16 protein-coding genes are annotated in these 20100 nt (G+C 67.7%); 8 read left to right on the top strand and 8 right to left on the bottom strand.

The annotated features are described in order from the left end of the window. The 3 genes from ACZ5TV_RS14235 to ACZ5TV_RS14225 are packed head-to-tail and all read right to left on the bottom strand — an operon-like array spanning nucleotide 1 to nucleotide 7157. Nucleotides 1-585, bottom strand: a complete 585-nt coding sequence (locus ACZ5TV_RS14235) for a DUF7287 family protein (protein WP_379779437.1) — start codon at nucleotides 583-585, stop codon at nucleotides 1-3. Further along, the gene (locus tag ACZ5TV_RS14230) at nucleotides 582-2627 is read right to left on the bottom strand and encodes a type II secretion system F family protein (RefSeq protein WP_379779435.1); all 2046 of its coding nucleotides are present in this window, start codon (nucleotides 2625-2627) and stop codon (nucleotides 582-584) included. The genes ACZ5TV_RS14235 and ACZ5TV_RS14230 overlap by 4 nt, the downstream gene beginning before the upstream one ends. Before the next feature lie 24 nt (nucleotides 2628-2651). Continuing rightward, a complete protein-coding gene (locus ACZ5TV_RS14225; RefSeq protein ID WP_464383936.1) occupies nucleotides 2652-7157 on the bottom strand; it encodes a type II/IV secretion system ATPase subunit in 4506 nt (1501 codons plus the stop codon). A 112-nt stretch (nucleotides 7158-7269) separates the two neighbouring features. Between ACZ5TV_RS14225 and ACZ5TV_RS14220 the strand changes: the two genes are divergently transcribed. After that, nucleotides 7270-7986 (top strand): DUF1405 domain-containing protein, encoded by a 717-nt coding sequence (locus ACZ5TV_RS14220; RefSeq protein WP_379781230.1) that lies wholly within the window; start codon nucleotides 7270-7272, stop codon nucleotides 7984-7986. A gap of 39 nt (nucleotides 7987-8025) precedes the next feature. On the opposite strand, the gene ACZ5TV_RS14215 is transcribed toward ACZ5TV_RS14220, so the two are convergent. Further along, nucleotides 8026-9081, bottom strand: a complete 1056-nt coding sequence (locus tag ACZ5TV_RS14215; protein ID WP_379781232.1) for a phosphoribosylaminoimidazolesuccinocarboxamide synthase — start codon at nucleotides 9079-9081, stop codon at nucleotides 8026-8028. 146 nt (nucleotides 9082-9227) lie between these two features. Here ACZ5TV_RS14215 and ACZ5TV_RS14210 point away from each other — a divergent pair, with 146 nt between their 5' ends. Continuing rightward, a complete protein-coding gene (locus ACZ5TV_RS14210) occupies nucleotides 9228-9878 on the top strand; it encodes a tRNA (cytidine(56)-2'-O)-methyltransferase (RefSeq protein WP_379781234.1) in 651 nt (216 codons plus the stop codon). 7 nt (nucleotides 9879-9885) lie between these two features. Here the strand turns inward: ACZ5TV_RS14210 and ACZ5TV_RS14205 are convergent, their stop codons facing one another. Both ACZ5TV_RS14205 and ACZ5TV_RS14200 read right to left on the bottom strand, forming a co-directional pair. Beyond that, nucleotides 9886-10464: a hypothetical protein gene (locus ACZ5TV_RS14205; RefSeq protein WP_379781236.1), complete on the bottom strand. Its 579-nt coding sequence runs from the start codon at nucleotides 10462-10464 to the stop codon at nucleotides 9886-9888. 240 nt (nucleotides 10465-10704) lie between these two features. Next, entirely contained in the window at nucleotides 10705-11646 is a 942-nt protein-coding gene (locus ACZ5TV_RS14200; RefSeq protein WP_464383935.1) for a hypothetical protein, read from the bottom strand. Between the two features lie 232 nt (nucleotides 11647-11878). Here ACZ5TV_RS14200 and ACZ5TV_RS14195 point away from each other — a divergent pair, with 232 nt between their 5' ends. The 5 genes from ACZ5TV_RS14195 to ACZ5TV_RS14175 all read left to right on the top strand — a co-directional run bounded on the left by ACZ5TV_RS14195 (nucleotide 11879) and on the right by ACZ5TV_RS14175 (nucleotide 16128). Continuing rightward, entirely contained in the window at nucleotides 11879-12403 is a 525-nt protein-coding gene (locus tag ACZ5TV_RS14195; protein WP_379780452.1) for a transcription factor, read from the top strand. After that, entirely contained in the window at nucleotides 12403-13092 is a 690-nt protein-coding gene (locus ACZ5TV_RS14190; RefSeq protein WP_379780454.1) for a DUF2110 family protein, read from the top strand. The genes ACZ5TV_RS14195 and ACZ5TV_RS14190 overlap by 1 nt, the downstream gene beginning before the upstream one ends. Nucleotides 13093-13095: 3 nt before the next feature. Next, complete coding sequence (locus tag ACZ5TV_RS14185; RefSeq protein WP_379780456.1) at nucleotides 13096-13902, top strand: DUF5803 family protein; 807 nt, start codon at nucleotides 13096-13098, stop codon at nucleotides 13900-13902. Nucleotides 13903-13995: 93 nt separating this feature from the next. After that, complete coding sequence (locus ACZ5TV_RS14180) at nucleotides 13996-14769, top strand: competence/damage-inducible protein A (protein WP_379780458.1); 774 nt, start codon at nucleotides 13996-13998, stop codon at nucleotides 14767-14769. 225 nt (nucleotides 14770-14994) lie between these two features. Next, on the top strand, nucleotides 14995-16128 hold the full coding sequence (locus tag ACZ5TV_RS14175; protein WP_379780460.1) for an ATP-NAD kinase family protein: 1134 nt from the start codon (nucleotides 14995-14997) through the stop codon (nucleotides 16126-16128). 162 nt (nucleotides 16129-16290) lie between these two features. Here ACZ5TV_RS14175 and map read toward each other — a convergent pair whose 3' ends face one another. Together map and ACZ5TV_RS14165 are read right to left on the bottom strand one after the other, a co-directional pair. Then, nucleotides 16291-17196, bottom strand: a complete 906-nt coding sequence (map, locus tag ACZ5TV_RS14170) for a type II methionyl aminopeptidase (protein ID WP_379780462.1) — start codon at nucleotides 17194-17196, stop codon at nucleotides 16291-16293. A 178-nt stretch (nucleotides 17197-17374) separates the two neighbouring features. Beyond that, complete coding sequence (locus tag ACZ5TV_RS14165) at nucleotides 17375-19435, bottom strand: histidine kinase N-terminal 7TM domain-containing protein (RefSeq protein ID WP_379780465.1); 2061 nt, start codon at nucleotides 19433-19435, stop codon at nucleotides 17375-17377. A 139-nt stretch (nucleotides 19436-19574) separates the two neighbouring features. Here ACZ5TV_RS14165 and bcp point away from each other — a divergent pair, with 139 nt between their 5' ends. Further along, a complete protein-coding gene (gene bcp / locus ACZ5TV_RS14160; protein ID WP_379780467.1) occupies nucleotides 19575-20051 on the top strand; it encodes a thioredoxin-dependent thiol peroxidase in 477 nt (158 codons plus the stop codon). The last annotated feature ends 49 nt before the right edge of the window (nucleotides 20052-20100 follow it).

Below are 20100 nucleotides of genomic sequence, written 5' to 3'. Positions count from 1 at the left end.
TCACCACACCCGCACCGTCAGCCGGTACTGTTGGCCGTCGAGCGAGACGATCCGTCCCGAGACCGTGGTGTCGTCGGTGGCCCCCAGTGGATCGGCGCTCGCTCGGCTTAACGTCACGTTCTCGAACGTTCCCGCCTCGGTCGCGATGTCGACGCCGGGGAGCTCCGTCTCGTCGCGCGGTGCGCTCCCGTCGAGTTCGTGGACGATCACCTGGACGTCCCCGTCGTGGCCGAACAGCGTGGCCGGGTCGTCGCCGGCGTCGAACGGGCAGTCGAGCGTCCCGTTGAGCGTCGTGTTCGCGGTGAAGAACGCGACCGTACACCCCGGCGAGAGCACGCCCGGCTCCGTCGGCGCGTGCAGTCCCTCGGCGGACGACGCCCCGAGCGTGTCGACCGTCGCCGCGGCGATCCGGTCGCTCACGATCGGCGAGGCGCTCTCGGTGGCGGCGAACGGCTCGAACAGCGCCGGTACGAACGCGATGACGAACGCGAGCGCGACGAGGAACACGCCCGCGCCGACCGCGAAGTCGATCTGCGTCTGTGCACGGTTGCGTCCGCGGTCGGCATTGGGTTGCTCGGGGGTCATCCGACGAATATCCACACCCCCAGTGCCAGCGTCATGAGGACGACCGCGAACTTCACGCCGGAGAGGACGTTCGCGTTCCGGATGTAGCCGCTGATGAACCCGGAGAGGGCGGCCTGTATCGTCACCGCGTGGAAGAACAGCATCGAGAGCACGTCCGGGTCGACGCCGCCGCCGAAGTCGGGGCCCGCACCGCCGCCGACCGCCTCTGCCGACCCGCCGTCCGCCTCGGCCGCCAGCCCGCCCATCACGTCGATGAACTGCGTCTGGAGGATCGCCATCACACCCAGCAGGGTGACGTACGTCATCAGGATGATCGCGACCTGCATCCGGGTTCTGGAGCGTCGCTCGCGCTCGATGTCGTCCTGATTCTCGGAGGCCTGTGCGGCGGTCGTCAGCACGTCGGTGATCTGTGAGGACGCCTCCTGTGCCTCGGAGATCAGCTTGACCGTCCGGGCAAGCCTTGGGACGGCGTACTTGTTGTTGAACTCGACGAGGGCGTCGCGGAGGCTCATCCCGTAGTTCACTTTCGCGTGGATCACGTCGAACTCGTCGGCGAGCTTCCCGGAGGAGGTGTCCGCGACCGTCCGGACCGACTCGAGGAGCGTCTGACCGGTGTCGTTCGCGGAGGAGAGCTTCCGGAGGTTCTCCGAGAGCTTCCCGGTCACCGCCCGCTTGGCGCGCTGGTCCCACTCGTAGAACACCGCCAGCGGGATCAGCGTCACGTATGCCGGGACGTACACCCAGATGAACGCGGACCACACCGGGCTGTCGACCCAACCGTCGAACGTCGTCGGCGCGGAGCCAGCGGCGACCGCGACCGCGAGCAGCGCCCCGGCAGCGGGGACGGTCAGCGCGAGGGTGTACAGCGGGTTGTCCCGGAGGAAGTGGTGCGGGGCGGCGAGGATCTGCGTGGTTTTGTACGTCCCCTCGCGGTCGCGGATCCGGTCGAACACACCACCACGCCCGACGAACGCCTCGACGAGCCCGAAGTGGAACAGCCCTTCCCGGCTGGTCTGTCGGAGGCGCTCGCTGCCGCCGTCCGGGTGGAGGTAGCCGTCGCCGGGTTCGTCCTGCTTGACCGTCGAGACGAGCACGAGGAAGCCGAGCCCGGTGAGCGGGATGAGCAGGTACACCGTGGCGTACAACAGGAAGTCGTCCGACTCGCCCATCATCCCCATGATCACGAGGATGACGATGAGAAGCAGGGGGAAAAGCGAGAGCGTCATGTACATCTCGCCGAACAGCTCCAGCGTCTCGAGGGTCATCTCGCGCTCCTGTTTCGAGGTACGGAGGTGTTTCTCCTTTTTGTCCTTCAGGAACGACTCCATGTCCCCGCCGGAGTTGACGATGGAGAGCATATCCGCGAGGAACTGCGACAGCTCGTCGGAGGGGGTCTCCATCGACTGTTGCCGCAGCGCGTTCCGGTAGTCGGTGCCGAAGTACTCCGTCTCGTTGATCACGCTCTGGAACTCTTTCGATACCTCGCCGTAGGTGTCCTCGGCGGTCGCCATCGCTCGCAGGATCTCGAGCTGGTTGAGCCCTCCAACCGACAGCGCATACATGAACGAGACGGAGTCGGCGAGCAGCATGTTGATCTCACGTTCCCGCGCCGACGCCCGGGAGTACGGAACCGCGATCAGGCCACCGAACCCGAGCGCGAACCCGATCGACCCGAACACCAGCCCGCTGATGAACACCGCCCCCGGAACGACGAGCGACCGCAACAGCTCCGTCGCGGCCGGGCTCGGCGAGGGGATCCCGAGCGACAGCATCTCGGGATCGATCAGCCCGAGAGAGAACACGGCGTAGCCGATGACGGTCCCGACGATCCAGAGGAGGAATCCCACGAGCAAGCCGACACCGAGGGACCGCGAGACGTACATCTCGACGGGGTCGGGCATCCGGGCCTCCGCGAGCTTCCGCTCGACGTCTCCGACGAAGTCGCCGTCGGGATCGAACAGAAACCGGAACGCCGGGTAGAACAGCCGGCCGAGGGGGTCGTCGTCCACGGTCCCGCCCCGAAGCCCCGTATCGAGGCTCATGGTGACCCGTCCTGTGAGCTCATGTTACCCGTCCTCCTCGGTGGGCTCGACAGTCTCGAATCCCCACTCGTCGATATCCGTCTCCGACCCGGCCGCGTCGTCGCCGTCGGTCTCGTTGGCGTCGTCGCCGTCGGTTTCTTTGGTATCCTCATCGACCGTATCGCCGTCCGTGATGACCTCGGCGTCACTACGGCCGTTCTCGTCGGTCGCACCGTTGGTTTCGGTCCGCTCCCCACGGGCCTCCGAATCGGGACTGTCACTGCCAGAGTCGATATCGGAAGGCGGTCCCATCACGTCGATAGCGCCATCGAACGGGCGATCGAAGTCGATCCCGCTGTCGCCGTCGGCGGTGGTCGACTCTCCCTGACCGGTCTGTTCGATTTGTCTGTCGGGATCGCTCGACCGATCGGAGCTATCCCCGTTCGATTCGAGCGTCCGCGCGCCGTCCACGTCCGAGGACGCTGCTACCGTGTTGGTTCTATCTTCCTGTACGTTCCGGCCCGTCGCGACAGTCGGATCGTTCACGCTGGACGGTCCATCGTTGGTGCTGGGAGACATCCCATCGTCGGCGTCGGGAGACGTCCCGTTATCGGAGCCCGTGGACGCGACGGCGGCATGGACCGCCGCTGCGGTCGCGGCGGCAGCCGAGACGCCGGCTCGAAGCGCCTCGTCGAGCCGGTCGGCAGCGACCGGATCGGCCTCCTGGTGGGCCGACGCAAGCGCGTCCGCCTCTTGAGCGTTCTCCGCGAGCGTCGCGTGGTCCGCATCGGGGTCGGCCTCAACGTCTCGGGCAGGACCGAGGTCGAGGAGCGCCTCCGCGACCGAGTCGGGGATCGACCCTCGGTAGTCGGCGAGGAGGTCGTCAGCGGAGTTCAGAATGGCTTTCGCCTCCTCGCGGCCGTCCTCGTCGGGGTCGGGCCGCGGGACCATCGCCTCGGTCTCGGGGTCGACGTTGATCAGGACCGACTCCATCTCCCGGAGGTCCTCGAGAGAGCGTTCCAGCTCGTCGTTCGCCATGAGCGCGAGCACCGTTTCGGGGTCGTTGATGAACGCCTGAAACGTCGCCGCGACCTGCGCGTAGCTGTTGAGTCCGCGGTCGATGAGATACGCCAGCACGAGTCGCCGCTTCCGGAGCTCGTCGTTGAGGGTCTCCCGGCTCCACCCCCGGTCGAACATGATCTCTTCGAGCGTGTTCGAGTCGCCCATCTGGAGGAACTCGTCCGTCTCCGCCTGCCACTGATACACGTCTTGCACGTTGATCTCGTCGTTCTCGGCGTCGTAGTGGTTGATCTCGGTGAGTGACTTGTTCCGCCGAACTTTGCGCCCCTGGACTCGCGTCGACGTCTGGATCGAGACCAGATCGAGGGCGGTGAACATCGTCTTCGAGACGTTGATCGGGTCCGTCGTGAACCGCTTGAGCACCTCGCCGACGGAGTCGGCGTGGAACGTCGTGTACGTGGTGTGTCCGGTCGACATGACCTGGAACGCGGTCCGACCCTCCTCGCCGCGGATCTCGCCCATCACGATGTAGTCGGGGCGCTGTCGGAGCGCCGCCTCCAGGAGGTCGAACTCGTCGACGTCGCCCTTGTCGTCGTCGGAGAAGGACGGGCGGGTGACCGAGGCGATCCAGTTGCGCTGTGGGAGCTCGACCTCGCGAGTGTCCTCGATCGAGACGATCTTGGCGTTCGACGGGATGAAAAGCGAGACGGCGTTCAGGCTCGTCGTCTTCCCGGAGGCGGTCCCGCCGGCGAATATCAGGTTCTTGTTGTTCTCGATACAGAGCCACAGGAACGCCATCTCGTCGAGCGAGAACGTCTTCCAGTTGATGAGGTCCACCGGCGTGAACGGGACGTCCTTGAACTGACGGATCGTGTAGTTCGTCCCGTGGTCGGACACCTCCTTGCCGAGGGTGAGCTGGGCGCGGGAGCCGTCCGGCAGCGTCGCGTCCACCTGTGGCCGCCGCTTCGAGATCCCCTTCCCGGAGCGCTGGGCGAGCTTGACGACAAAGTCGTCGAGCTCGTCGGTCCCGTGGTACACGTTCGTGATTATCTGCTCGTACTCGGAGTGGTAGACGAACACCGGCGACTCGTATCCGTCACACGAGATGTCCTCGACGTTGATGTCGTGTTTGATCGGGTCGATCCGCTCGTATCCGATGAAGTCGCGTTTGAGATAGTACAGCAGCTTCTCGACCTGATACCGCGAGAGCGTCCGCGCGTCGTCAGCGAGCACCGCCGGCTCGGGGCGGGCACTGATCCCCGACGGGCGCTCCGCGCGCTGGTCCGGCGGCTCGTAGTCGATCGCGTCGACGATTCGGCCGCGAAGCGTCTCGAACCCGTCATTGAGCGAGCCGAAATCCATTCGATCGAGTCCCACGCGGTCGAGCCCCATCCGGTCGAAGCCGACGCGGTCGCCGAGGCGACCGAGGTCGAAGCGTCGGTTCCCCGAGCCGCCGCCGCGGTCGAGTCGGCCGTCGAGTCGGTCGATGAGGTCGACGATCAGTCCCTCGTCGTCTTCCTCGTAGAGGTCATACCGGTCGAGGAGGGTCCGCGTCTCGTCGGCGATGACCTCCTCGCGGAACGCCTCGTCGCCGCCGGCGATCGACTCGTCGGCGTACTTGATCGAGGTCCGGAGCTTCCCGGTGAGGAACTCGGCGAGGTCCGACTCGATCCGGGTCAGGTACGGCTGGACCGCGTAGTATTTCACCTCGTTCTCCTTCGTCGAGCGGAACACGATCACGAACGCGTACGGCTCGTTCACCCAGTAGCGCTCGATCTCACGGAAATGCGTCTTTTTCGCCATCGGAACCGCCTTCTCCAGGTCGTATCGGTTCGCGAGCGTGGTCTCGCCGTCCGCCGTCGAAAAGAACGCGTCCTCGTCGAGGTCGGGGTTCACGTTCACGGTCCGCTCGTCGATCAGGTCGGAGAGCTGGGCTGCCGTGTCCGCGCCTGCAGCCAGCACGTCCTCGATCCCGTCGGGGTCGAACCCCAACGCCTCCACTTTGTGCTCGTGGGTGAACGGTATCGGTTCGTCCGCCTCGTCGGTCGGAAGCTCGCCCGCCTCGTCGCGGTAGCACTGGTCGACGTAGTCGTCCCACGTGTAGTACCCCTTGAGCACGGGGACCTCGTAGAGGTTGTACCGGGCGTGACACAGGTCCCAGAGCGCGTCGCCGACGGCGTCGGCGGCCCACAGCCGGTAGCCGAGGTCGTCGGGGTCGAACCCGAGGAACGTGGCGGGATCGATCGGGACCCGTTCCCAGTCGATGGCCGCCGGCGGCCGAGCCGGAACGGGCTCGACGTCCGCCCCGTCGACCACGACGAGTCCGGAGACCCCGTCCGGACCGACCTCGACATCCACCCCGCGCCAGTCCGCCTCGTCCGATGCGTCCGATGCGTCCGTATCCGGGGCTGAGGGCACCGGCCCGGAATCCGATCCGTCGTCCGCGATCACGTCGTCGCCGCCGTCCGTCATCGCGTTCCCGTCGGTGTCGCGCTCCTCGTCGGTGTCGCGCTCCTCGTCGGTGTCGCGCTCCTCTGCGGTATCTCCGCTCTCGTCCGTGGTCGCCCCGTCCCCGTTCTCATCCGCGATCGCCACGTCCCCGTTCCGGTCCGGGTCGGCGTTGTCCGAGTCGCCATCGCCGGTCGACGAGTCGTGGTCCCCCTCACCGCGACGATCATCGTCGCCGTCATCGCCGATAGTGACGGTGCCGTCGTCCGAGTCGGCGTTGTCCGAGTCGGCTACGTCGTCGTCCGCCTCGTCGTTGGGGGACCCAAACAGGTTCCTGTCGTCGTCCGCGGTCGACTCGCCGGGAGGATCGACTCCGAGGAGGTCCGTGGACTCGGAGTCGACGCCGGTTGCGGAGTCATCGGATCCGAGATCCGCTGTCGACGAGTCATCTCCGTGTTCGTCGGTCGCAGAGTCGTCGTCCGAGCCGGCTACATCCGGGGGCTCCACCGGGTCCGCCGGTGTGTCCTTGGCCTCGTGCTCGACCGATTCTATCCCCGCCGCTTCTCGCTCCGCTGCTTTTTGCTCTCCATCTCGCTCCGCCGCTTCCCGCTCTGCTTCCTCCCGCTCCGCTGCCTCCCGCTCTGCTTCCTCCCGCTCCGCTTCCTCCCGCTCCGCTGCCTCCCGCTCCGACTCCAGCCGTTCCGAGATGCTTCTCCGCCGGTCTTCGACTACCGCCGAGCCACTTACGACGACGTCGTCGCCCCCGATCACGAGCGTGCCGGCATCGGGGGTGCCGTGACCATCGACCGGCGTCTCGCCGTCGACACGGTACGGCCGCTCGACGCCATCGACCCGAACGACGGGCGTCGATGGGTCCTCGACGCGTGTCTTCACGACGCTCGCCGGAACCGAAGGCACGTCCGGTATCCACTCGTAGAGGTCGGCGGCGGCCGCCTCGTGGCCGTGCTCCCGGAGGAACTCCCGCCACGTGTATCGTCCTACCGCTACCGGGACGTCGGCGTCCGAACGCGCCACGTCGCCCGTCTCGTCCCCGGGCGTGCGCTCGGCGTCCGTGCGATCCATATCCGATTGCACCCGACACGTGGTTAAAAAGGTGTCTCGCAAATACCCGGGTTTGATAACGTCGTCTGTCGGATCAGTGGGGTTTTAGCCGCGGGAGAGCCGAATCGCGGCCGTGAGGCGACCTCTCGATCCCGGCCGGCTCCGCGCCCTCGGACGGCTCCGGGAACCGGCGGTTCGTCGGCGGGTCAGGAACGCGCTCGCGGAGGAGCTGCTCGGAACGACGCGAAGCCTCGCAGCCGTGCTCGCGTTGACCGCCCTCATGTTCCTGATCGGCGTCGACTACTACGCGCCGACGCTCGGCGACGTCCCGACGCTCCTCTGGCCGCTGTACGCCGACTCGGCGGTCGCCGTGGCGCTCGGCGCGCTCTCGCTCGCGACCCTCCTACCCACAGTCGGCGGGGGCGGGCGGCTCGCGGAGGTCCCGACGAACCGCGCGCTCGCGTACCTTCACACCATCTCGTTCGTCTGGCTGGTGCAGTTCGGGCTGTGGCCGGTGGTCTCGCTGAACCTCGCGTTCGAGGCGTACGTCACCGCATCCGACGCGTGGATCTACTACTGGGGCGTGCTCGGAACCCACCTGTGTTTTGTCGGGCTCGCACTGCTGTTCCCCGCCTTCGGTCGGACGACGCGCGGCGCGCTCGCGGTCGCGTTCGCGATCGGCGTCGCCAACGTCGTCGTCGACTACGGATTCGGCTACCACCCGCCGCTCCTGTACGACCCCGGTCCCGTCCTCGCGGGAGCGACGTTCGGGATCGCTGTCGGGTCCGTGTGGCTCGCCGATCGCTCGTTCAGGCGGCTGGGCGACGACCCTGAGAAGGAGTCGCGGTGACAACGAGATCAGGGAAGTAGCCGTCACGCACTGGCCGAGTTAGAGGTCCTCGACGGCGGCCACCGCGTCGTCGATCGGCGGCGCGTCGAACCAGTCGGTCCCGGTGTAGGCGTTCGCGCCGGCCGCGTACAGATCAGTCACGTGCCCGAGAACGTCTTTCGGGAGCGCGATCGGCTCCACGTTACAGATCGACCGCCAGTCGTCCGTGTCCCGCCCGTCGACGGCCGACTTCGCCGCCGAGACGGCCTCGACCCACTCCGGCTGAGCGCGCTTATACCACTGCCGGACCACCTCTTTCGACACCTGTGTGCCGCCGTAGGAGAACCGGTTCTCGTCGAAAGTGCCCACCACGTCGGCGACGCGCAGGTCCCCGTCGACGTAGAGACACTCGATCTTCCCGTCCTCGTGGACGAACCCCGCGTCGGCGGCACGGTCGGTGACGACGCGGTTCACCTCGCGGGCGAGCGATTCGAGCGCGTCTATGTCCGCGACGCCAGCGATCCGGTCCGCTTCGGCGCGCGAGAGGTATCGGTCCTGTCGTTCGTACTTCGTCGAGAACTCCACCACGGGCTCCGGGAGGTCCACCGTCGTCTCCGGCCACTCGTCGGCGTCGATCCCGACGGCCGCCGGCTCGACTCGTCGCCGGAGGCTCGACCCGACGGGAACGGTGTTTCGGAACACGACCTCCAGCGGGACGAGGTAGTTCTCTCCGCCGGCGGCGTGGAACGCGTCGTAGTCGTACCCCGCGTCGGGGCCGCGATACGGGAGGTCCGGCACCTGGGTCAGCTCGATCGCCATCTCGGTCGGCGGCCCCTCGGCGTCCGCGAGCGGAACGACCGCGTCCTCCGGGTCGGATCCAGCCCCGACCGCTGCCGGGTCCACGATGCCACGGTAGTGCGTGGATATCCCGGCCGACTCCAGCCGTTCGAAGTTGAACGCGCCCATGGTACAGAGGCTTGCGCCCTTCTCGGGCACGGTATCGGGCATCCGTCCCCAGTCGAACACCGAGTAGGCGTCGGTGAAGGCGAACCGACCGCGCCCGAGGTGCTCGGGTGTCGCGGGCTCGACGACGCGGAACTCCTTGACGCTCGTCATACCGGATCCGGCGACGGCCGGCCCCATGAATCTTTCACTTACGTGGCTACCTCATCGACGTACGACCGATACTGATCCATATATGTGGATATGGCTACCCCGCCGCGCATCGAAAGTACCACCCGTCCGCCGCGCGGATCCCGGGTATGAACGACGAACGCGAGGTCGTCGTCCTCCGGTACGGCCACCGGCCCGGACGCGACGACCGGATGACGACGCACGTCGGGCTGACGGCGCGGGCGCTCGGCGCCGACCGGGCGGTCTTTCCCGACAACGCGGGGCAGTCCGCGGAGACGGTTCGGGACATCACGGACCGGTTCGGCGGGCCGTTCGCAGTCGAACTCCGCGAGGACCAGCGGGCCATCGTCCGCGAGTTCGACGGGGTCGTCGTCCATCTCACGATGTACGGCGAGCGGATACAGGACGTCGAGGCGGCGATCCGGGAGGCGGTCGGACTCACCCATTGCGACAACATTGACGGCGACAACACCAACGGCGACAACACCGGCTGCGACGCCGGTACCGACATCGACGGTACGGACGACCACCGTGATACCTCCCCGCCCCGCGACCTCCTCGTCGTCGTCGGCGGCGAGAAGGTACCGTGGGCGCTGTACGAGCGCGCCGATTTCAACGTGGGCGTGACGAACCAGCCACACTCGGAGGTCGCCGGCCTCGCCGTGTTCCTCGATCGACTCTTCGAGGGGACGGAGCTCGACCGGGAGTGGACCGACGCCGACCGCCGGGTCGTCCCGGAGGCGACCGGCAAAACCGTGGTCGACGCCGACGAATCGTAGGTTCTATTTATAAGGGAACGCCACCGGAGCCGTCCCCGCTGTGGTCGCTCCCCCGAACCGCCGACGCGTACCGCCAGCCCACGAGACAGCCGAGCGGGACCGTGATCCACCACGTAAGTGTGAACGCGATGAATATCACGCCCCATGAGAACGCGGCCGCGCTGAGCGGCGTCGCCCCGCTCAACGAGAGCACCGCCGCGCCGACGACGACGCTGCCGAACCCGAACAGGGTCAGGAGGTACGTCGCGATCGTCCCGAAGATGCCGGCGACCGCGCCGGCAACCGGGCGACGCGACGGCAACAGCCGCCAGCCGACGACACCGACGAGGAACGCCGCAGGCAGGACGAACGGGAGCACGAGCAGCGCGAACGCCGCCATCACTGCCGGCTCGGAACCGACACCGATCCAGTCGGCGGCCACAGTCGTGCCCGCGTACAGGAGCGCGGCGGCCAACGCGGCGATCACTGCCGCGTAGCCTGCGCCGAGCGCCGGGCTCCCGGCAGCTGTGAATCGTCCGGGACCGTATCGCTTATAAATCGTTTCGAGCGCGCCGTTTCGCGATGGAGAGCCGTTCGGGGACGACATAGCGGCGATTTCGGCGAGTTTCGGCATAATCCTTCCGGGCGTGAGCGTCTCGGGCGGCAACAGCGGGGATCGACCGGCTGAGTCAGCCGACTATATAAGTGGAACGAGGAACCATCAGTGTCTCAGTCGCCGCCGAACGAGACGGCGACCGCAACCCAGGGTATCTGCAGTCGCGACGGTGCCGTCGACGTTTTGACACCCCTCTGTCGACGTTTTGAGACACGCTTTCGCTGGAGTCGTTTATAAGGCCACGTTCGATCTAAGTCGTGCGAGCCGGACCCGTGCCTCCTGTCGACTGTAGCCGCGGACGCGGCCCGTCTCGTCGTCCGCCATCGAGACGAGCGAGAGCCGGTCCAAAAGCGGCGGCCAGTCGGCCGCACCGGCGGCGTCGCCGGCGAACGCGACGGCGTTCGCGAGGCCGTCGCGCTCCGTCTCGCCGACCCGAGCGACCGCGGCGTCCGCGGCGCGCCGCCGCCCGGCGACGAACAGCCGATCACCGACGATCGCGGGGGTCCAGGCCGGGAGCAGGAGGAACCAGAGCAGCAACCCGGCTGCGGTGTACACCGGCGCGGGGATCCGTTCGCGGTCGGGCTCGTAGCCGTGGATACGGTTCACACGGCGGTCGGCCGGGCTTCTGTCGACCCGACGGCCGACGAGGAGCGTCGCGAGGAGCGCCACCGTCTCGACGACGAGGAGGGCCGGTAACACCGCGGTCGTGAACGCGGCCTCCCGCCGTCGGAGCCGGACGAGCGCGTGTCGGAGAGCGGCATCGCGGTCCGCCGCCGGCAACGAGAGGAGTCGCGTGGAAGCCACGATCCGGGCACCCCGATACCCGTCCGTAACGGCGACGTTGGGGGCGTCGGCGCGGACGATCGTCACTGCGGGGGCGTCCACGCCGATGTCGTCGGCGAGCTCGTCGACGCGATACTCGACGAACGCGGCGGGCCGTTCGTCGAGGTCGGCGTCCGGGAGTCGGGCGATCCGCCGATCGACGAGCATCGGCCCGAGGGCTGCCGAAACTAGTGCTCCGACGGCCGCGGCGACGAGGAGACCGACGCCGACCCCGGCGTCGAGGAGCCACGCGAGCGGAACGATCGGGAGCGCTGCGAGCAGTACCGGGACCGCGAGGAGCCCCACCGCTCCGACGCCGGTTCGTATCGTTCGGGTCGGCCCGCCTGCCATACGCGGAACCGGTGAGCGTGGGCGTATATGTCTGCCGGAGGCGGTCGACCCGTCATCGTCTGCTAGCGGCGGTCGACCCGTCATCGTCTGCTAGCGGCGGTCGACCCGTTACTGTCTCCTGAAGGTGGTCGACCCGCCACGGGGCCGACTGATCGCGGCCCGACCGATCGAGCCGCGACGCGATCCGTCCCTTCCGGAGCTTTTAACCTCGTTCCACCGCCAGTTTCAGTCAATGGCTTTTGAGGATCTACTGAACGACCCCGTCATCCAGAAGTACCTCCACGAGCTCGTGGGGCCGACGGGGATGCCGGTCGCCGCCGCGCCGCCCGACGGCGAGGTCACCGACGAGGAGTTGGCCGAGGAGCTCGGATTGGAGCTCAACGACGTGCGCCGCGCGCTGTTCATCCTGTACGAGAACGACCTCGCCACTTACCGGCGGGTCCGCGACGAGGACTCAGGGTGGCTCACGTACCTCTGGACGTTCCACTACGACAACATCCCGGAGAACCTTCAAGAGGAGATGTACCGGCTGCTCGACGCCTTAGAGGAGCGCGAGGAGTACGAGCGAACCCACGAGTTCTACCTGTGCGAGGTGTGTTCGCTCCGCTTCGAGTTCGGCGAGGCGATGGACTTCGGCTTCGAGTGTCCCGAATGTGGCTCGCCGGTGGACGCGATGGAGAACGAGCGGCTCCGCGAGGCGATGGGCCAACGCGTCGAGGAGCTCCGCGACGAGCTCAACGTGGACGTGACCGGCTGATGGTCGTCCTCGCAACCAAGTGCTACGTCGAGGGTGACGCCCGCGACCGTGCGCTCGACGGTATGTACTCGCTCGTCGACAACGATGTCGGCGATCTCGCGGTCGACTGGCAGGTCGGCGTCCGCGACGACGGGTTCGTCCAAGTGGACGTAACCGGCGAGGACGCGACCGTCGCCCGGAACGTCCTCGCGGAGACGTGGGGCGAGATCGTCGCCCACGACGAGGGGTTCACGGCAGGCGAGACGTACGTCGGTACTCTCGAATCGTGGGATGCGGACGGGTTCGTGCTCGACGCCGGGGTGGAGATCCGCGTTCCGGCCGACGAGATCGGTCTGGGTGTCGGATCACCCGAACAGGTCGTCGAGCGGTTCGGACTCGTCCAGCATCTCCCATTGCGGTTCGTGTATGCAGACCCCGCCGAGTCCGACGCGGACCATCGGCTCGCGGACGCGGAACGTGACCGCCTCTACGACTGGCAGCGCGGAGCCGGGCGGGTAAACGTCAACTCCGCGACCCGTGGCGAAGTCCGTGCGACGGTGAATCGTGCCGGCCACGCACAAGACATCGTCACCGTCGAACGGCTCGGGCTCCTCGAACAGAGCATCGTCTGTGCGGACGGGACCGACCCGCCGGGACTGCTCGCCGCCATCGGCAGTTATCTCCCGGCCGAGATGCGCTGTGTCGTCTGACCCGTGAACCGACGCTTCGCCCTCGCCGTCGCCGCCGTCGCGCTCATCGCCGTGACAGCCGGCTGTCTCGGCTACGTCACCGGCGGCGGCGAGGTCGACAACGCGACGTTGGACGCGGAGCCGCACGCGCCGTACGAGTTCGAGACCGACCGCGACGCCGAGTTCGACCTCGCCGCGAACGGCACGTATCAGGTGGTGTACAACGTCTCCGAACGCGACGAGCTCCGCCTGTACGAGGGAACCGTCTACGCCGGTGACCAGCCTCTAGAGTTCGAGGCGTTCCGGTACCAGTACGCCGATGGTGAGGTAATAAACGGAAGCGAGTTCCGCGCCCGCGGCGGCGAGGTGGACCGGACGCCCGACGAGACGTGGGTCCGATTCGCCGACGACATGGAGGACGGGAAGCTCGCGTTCTCGGGCACTGGATCGCCGAGACGGTTCACGTTCCTCGCGTACGTACAGGGGTCACACGCGGTGACGCTCCCGCCCGGGTTCAGCACCGACGTTCCGATCGTCGGACACGTCTCGCCGCGGAGCCACGAGATCGAGACGGTCGACGGCCGCAACCGTATCACTTGGGAGTCGGTCTCCGGGTCGTTCGTCGTGCAGTCGTACCGGGAGACCGATCTGCTGATATTCGGCGGGATCGTCGTCATCGCGTCGATCGTCGCGATCGCGGGGACGCTCCGGTTCCGGCGACAGCTGGAGACGCTCCGGGAGGAGCGACGGCGGATGGGGCTCGGGGTGTACGACGACGAGAACGCCGGAGACGAGGGCGACTCCGAGGACGACGACCGCGGGCCGCCCTGACAGGGTTACGGACGCCCTGGCGCGGTCGCGGGCGACCGTCCCCGTGTATCCGTGACCCGGCGTTCTTTTGAGTCGCCACCGCGTCGATCGGGTATGAACGCTGCCGTCGTCACCGTCGGGGACGAGCTCCTCGTCGGCGACACCGAGAACACGAACGCGACGTGGCTCTGCGGCCGCCTCGCCGATCGGGGAGTGCCGGTCAGACGCGTGACCGTCGTTCCGGACGAGGTCGCCGAGATCGCCCGTGTCGTCAACGAGTATCACGCGGAGTATGACGCGGTAGTCGTCACCGGCGGGCTCGGTCCTACTCACGACGACGTGACCATGGAGGCGGTGGCCGCCGCGTTCGGCCGTGAGGTCGTCGCGAACGACGAGGCGGCCGCGTGGCTCGCCGACCAAGGGTACAGCGCGGACGAGCTCGTGACCGGAACCACCCACGTCCCGGCCGGGAGTCGGCCGCTTCGCAACGAGGCGGGCGTCGCCCCGGGGTGTGTCGTCGAGTCCGTCTACGTCCTGCCGGGCGTCCCGCGGGAGATGCAGGCGATGTTCGAGACGGTCGCGGCGGAGTTCGAGGGGACGCCGACACACACCGTGAGCGTCGACGTCGAGGAGCCGGAGAGCGCGCTCATCGAGCGGTTCACCGAGCTACAGGAGCGGTTCGACGTGAGCGTCGGATCGTATCCCGGCGAGCGGGTGACCGTGAAGATCACGGCGAGCGAGTCGGAGACAGCGGCGGCGGCCGCCGACTGGCTCAGGGAGCGCTCGAAACCGGCCGCGTCGGATCGGGAGACCGGTCAGTCGGATCGGGAGACCGGTCAGTCGGATCGGGAGACCGGTCAGTCGGATCGGGAGACCGGTCAGCGATAGAGGTACGCGACCCATGCGACGATGAGCAGGAGGCTGAGAGCGAGCAACGCGGCCGAGGTGGCCGCGATCGTCTCCGGCTGAAGAGTTGACAGTAGCATACCTGCGGGTTGTCCGGGTCTCGTCTTAAACGTTGATCTTCGCGCACGACCCGGTGCGTTCCGATCCGAGGGTCGGTTGGGAACCGTGTCCGGAGCCGTTTAACCGCCCGGCGGCGAAATGTCCGGTATGCACGTCGGCGTCGTGGTGAACCCGATAGCCGGAATGGGGGGTCGAGTCGGGCTGAAAGGGACCGACGGGAAGGTCGCCGAAGCGCGGGCCCGCGGAGCCGAGCCTCGGGCCCCCGACCGGGCGCGTCGGGCGCTGACGCGGCTCGCCGAGATCGCGCCGGAAGCGACCGTCTCGACGGTCGTCGAGCCCATGGGCGAGCGCCTCGTTCGGGAGTCGGGCTTCGAGCCGGTCCGCGTCGTCGACCCGTTTGACGAGGCGGAGACCGATGCGGAGACGGGAAGTCACCCGGAGCAGGCCGGGAAGCGTGCTGAGCACGCGGAAACGAGCGCCGATCACACCCGTCGAGCGGTTCGAGCGTTCCGCGACACTGATGTCGACCTGGTGTTGTTCGTCGGTGGCGACGGGACGGCCACGGACGTCGCGGCGGCACTGGAGGGCAGCGAGGTGCCGATGCTCGGGGTGCCGGCGGGCGTGAAAGTGTACTCCTCGGTGTTTGCTGTCTCGCCGGAGGACGCCGCGGACGTGGCGGCCACGTTCTCGCGGACCGAGCGCCGCGAAGTGATGGACATCGACGAGGACGCCTACCGCGAGGGTGAGGTCCACCCGGAGCTCCGCGGGATCGCTCACGTCCCGGTCGCTGAGGACCTCCAGTCGTCGAAACAGACCGGGAGCGGCACCGTCGAGTCGCTCGCCGAGGGGGTCGCAGCCGACATTCGCGACCGCGACGGCGACGGAGTGACGTACGTCCTCGGCCCGGGGTCGACCGTCGGCGCGATCAAAGCCGAGCTCGGGTTCGAGCCCTCCCCCATCGGCGTCGACGTCTGGCGTGACGGCGAGGTGATCGTCCGCGACGCGAGCGAGGCCGAGATCCTGGCGACGCTCGGCGAGGAGAACGTCATCGTCGTCTCGCCGATCGGCGGACAGGGGTTCGTGTTCGGCCGGGGGAACCCGCAGCTGTCGCCGGCGGTGATCCGCGAATGCGACGTCACGGTCGTCGCCTCCCGGACGAAACTCGACGACGTGCGCGCACTCCGGGTCGACACCGACGATCCCGATCTGGATGAGGCGCTCGCGGGGTGGGTGAAAGTACGTGTCGGGACGTTCGAGACGCGAATGATGAAGATCGTCTAAAGCGGGTCGGGTTCGGGTGCGGGTGCGGATGCAGGTTCGGGTGCGGGTGCGGATGCAGGTTCGGGTGCGGGTGCAGGTTCGGGTGCGGGTTCGGGAACGACAGCGTGATCGCCCGCGTCGCCTGCGTCACCAACGTCACCCGTATCGTCAACTCCGTCGCGGTCAGTCGAAGCCGTGGATACCCGCGGTCGTTACCTCCACGCCGTCGTCGGTGACGAGCAGCGTGTGTTCCGCCTGGCTCACGAGCGCGTCGTCGTCCTCCTTCAACACCGGATACCCTTTGACGACGCTCGCCTGTTTCAGCCGTCGGAGCGCCATGTCGGTTCGGTCGCCGGAGAGCCAGCGGGCGGCGAACGGGAGCCCGTCGAACTCGCCGATCTCCTCGAGCGCCTGCCGGGCGCGACGGTCGCGGACGCTCCGTTCCCGCTGGAGCTCGTATATCTCCTCGGCGGTCCCCTCGCCGACCTTCCCGCGGCCGTCCGTGGCGAACGGCTCGATCGCGATGGCTTGGCCGGGTTCCAGCTCGACGGACCGGTCGACCCCGCGGTTCGGGACGCTCGGCTCGGTGTGAGCGTCGTATCGCTGGACGCCGTGTCCGGAGAGGTTGAGGACGGGTGTGTAGCCGTACCCGCGGATCACCTCCTCGATCGCCCGTCCGACGACGCCGACCTCGACGCCTGGCCCCGCCTCGTCGACGGCGGCTTCCAGCGCCATCTCGGCGGCCTCGACGAGCTCGGTGTGCCCCGTGTGGTCGACGGTGACCGCCGCGTCGGCGATGTAGCCGTCGACGTGGACGCCGATGTCGAGACACACCATCTCCTCCCCGAACGTGGTCCCGTCGTCGCGCCCGGGCGTCGCGTGTGACGCCTCGGGGTCGACGCTGATGTTGACCGGGAAGGCGATCCCCGCGCCCTGCTCGCGAATGTAGTCCTCCGCCCACTCCGCGACCTCGAGGTGTGTGCGACCGGGCTCGACCATCTCCCGGGCCTCGTTCATCGCCTCGACCAGCACTGCACCGGCCTCCCGATAGCTCTCGACCGCGTCGTCGTCGAGGGGTCCGTGACTCATAACCCACGGTTCGAACAGGGAGCGCAAAGAGGTTGCGGGAACGGACGACGAGGAGTCGGTGGCTCCGGCCGCTTGCGTTCATGACCGTCCACCTTCCCGACCCTCGCCGTCGTCCACCCCCTCGATCCCTGCCCGATCGTGGGACTACTCTACGCGGACGATTCCGCCGTGATTTCTCCTATGCCGGCGGTTCCGCCCCGGGGAACCGCATCGTAACGACGGTTCCAGTCGGTTCCCGGGAGGCGATCTCCAGCTCGCCGCCGGAGCCGGTGACGATCCAGTGAACCAACCAGAGGCCGAGCCCGCTCGCGTGTTCGAGCGGGGTCTCACGCCCCTCAGTGAACACGGTCCGCTCGATCGGCGGGATCCCCGGCCCGTCGTCCGCGACCTCGACCCGATACCCGTCGTCCGCCTGCCTGACCGTCACCTCGATCCGTGCCGCGTCGCCGTCGTTGTGGACGACCGCGTTCTCCAGAACGTTCCGGATCGCCGATTCGAGCAGCTCGTCCGCCAGCACCACGGCCCGGTTCGGCGTCGACACCGTCACCGTAGCGGTCGGAAACGAGGTTTCCAACGAGGTACAGAGCCGCGGTACGAGCGTGGCCAGATCGATCCGAGCGCGATCGGGGTCGCCGTGGAGCGCCACGTCGATCTCGCGGGCCTGGTCACTGAGGTGCGTGAGCGTCTCCACCTTGCGGTCGATCACGTCGAGGTGGTCGTGGCCGGCCTCGTCGACGTGGTCGCGGAGGAGGTCGGCGTAGCCGCCGATCACGTTCGCGTCGTTCTTTAGATCGTGTCTAAGCACACGGTTCAGGACCTGTAGCCGCTGTTCGTAGCGTCTCCCCTCGGTCACGTCCGTGGCCGTGATAACGACTTCGTCGCTCGCGTCCTCGAACAGCCGTTCGATCACCGTCTCGAAGCGCCGCCAGTTCCCGTTCGCGTGGGCGATCCGGTGTTCGAACGTCTGTGGCTCGCCCGTTTCGAACGCTTCCTCGAACCGTCGTTGGCTCTCCTCGCGGTCCTCCGGGTGTACCAGATCGAGGATCGGCCGCCCCTCAAGCGACGCCGGTTCTCGGCCGAGCAGTCGTTCGATCGACGGGCTGACGTATCTGAGGTAGCCGTCCACGCCCGAGACCGCGATCACGTTCGGCGACTTCTCGATCAGGGCGCGATACCGCCGCTGGAGCGTCTCGCGTTCGGTGATGTCGCGGATCAGGAGCACAACCCCGCTTTCGGCGTCGTCCGTGGCGAGTCCGGGCGCGGAGAGTCCGTGTGTCGTCACCGTGAGGAACCGCGGGCCGGAGCCGCTCTCGATCGTCACGTGCGTCTCCTCTACCTCACCGGTGCCCCGGACGGATTCGATGACCCCGGGAGTCCCCTCGAAGGCCGACTCGACCGCCTCCCCGACCCCTACCGACGGGAAGAGCTCGCGCGCCCGATCGTTCGCGTCGACGACGCGGTTCTCGCTCCCGACGACGACGATCCCGTCCGAGAGGTTCGCGAACACCGCCTTCCGGGCGACGGGGGAGAGATCCAGGAGCCGGTACCGAAGCAGCACCCATCCCAACAGCCCGGAGGTCACGGCGAAGGAGATCGGCGTGAGATCGACGAGTGCGGGGCCGACCGACCCCCAGACGTTGAGGACGCCAACTCCCATCGGGATGACGCCCGCGAGGAACAACAGCGCCGCCTGCCGCCGGAACACCCCGGTCCGCTGTATCGCGGTGCGAGCGAGCACCACGAACGTGATCAGGTTCACCACGTAGGTGTACGCCATGAACGCCAACAGTCCCGGTGTCGGCGAGAACGATAACACCAGATAGCCGCCGTCGGCCACGATGAGCGAGGGGGACTCGTAGAACAGCGGGACCGATCCGACCGTCCACACCGCGACGACGACGACGGTCGGGACGAACGCGAGGATCCCGACCCGTGGGAGCCGGAGCCACGCCGGTCGGTCCACGTACGCGGCGACGAAGGCGGGCCACGCTGTCGCGAGGACGGCGACGCCGACCCAGACGATGCGGTTCCAGAACAGCGTCGCATCGAGCGTCGTCGCCGACAGTTGAGCCGCGTACGCCAGCGCCCACGTGCCGCCGCCGACGGCGACGGCGAAGAAGGACCAGACGAGCCGTCCGGAGCCGTGAAACCGACGAGAGACCACGTACGCAGCGAAGACGAACGACGCCAACCCGGCGACGAGGAGCGGGACCGTGTACGGCGTCGTCTGCCATGCCATCGATACCCGGGTCGACGCAGCTGTGGTGTAAAAAGCATACGGACGAGCAGTGTCGTGCCGGATACGCCGGTCGTGGTTCGGGACCGAACCCGCACCCGCGATCGAATCGCCTAAGCGACTCCCGTCGCGAGAGACGGACATGCTCGATCCAGGCGACGACGCCCCGTCGTTCACGCTCACGAACCAGCGCGGCGAGTCGGTCTCCCTCGGCGGCACCGACGCGGCGTACACGGTCGTGTACTTCTACCCGCGGGCGGACACCCCCGGCTGTACGGCGGAAGCCTGCAGTTTCCGCGACGAGTGGGACGCCTTCGCTAACCGCGACATCGCGGTGATGGGGGTCAGCGACGACCCCGTCTCCGACCTCGCCGACTTCGCCGAGAAACACGACCTCCCCTTCGACCTGCTCTCGGATCCCGACGGGGCGGTCGCGAGCGCGTACGACTCCTACGGCGAGAAGAACATGTTCGGGAACACCTTCGACGGCGTGTTCCGGAACACGTACGTCGTCGACACCGACGGCCGAGTCGTTCTCGCCTATGAAGGCGTCTCGCCGGAAGACCACGGCGCGCGGATCGTCGCGGATATCGACGGGCTCGACGATAACGCGCCGTGAACCGAAGCGCGGAGGGGGTGTGAGCTGAGTCCTCCAACAATTCGAGTTT

It is taken from the genome of Halorubrum tibetense (genome assembly GCF_055396225.1).
Note: the sequence above shows the minus strand (reverse complement) of the source record. Positions and strands in the feature narration are given on the sequence as shown.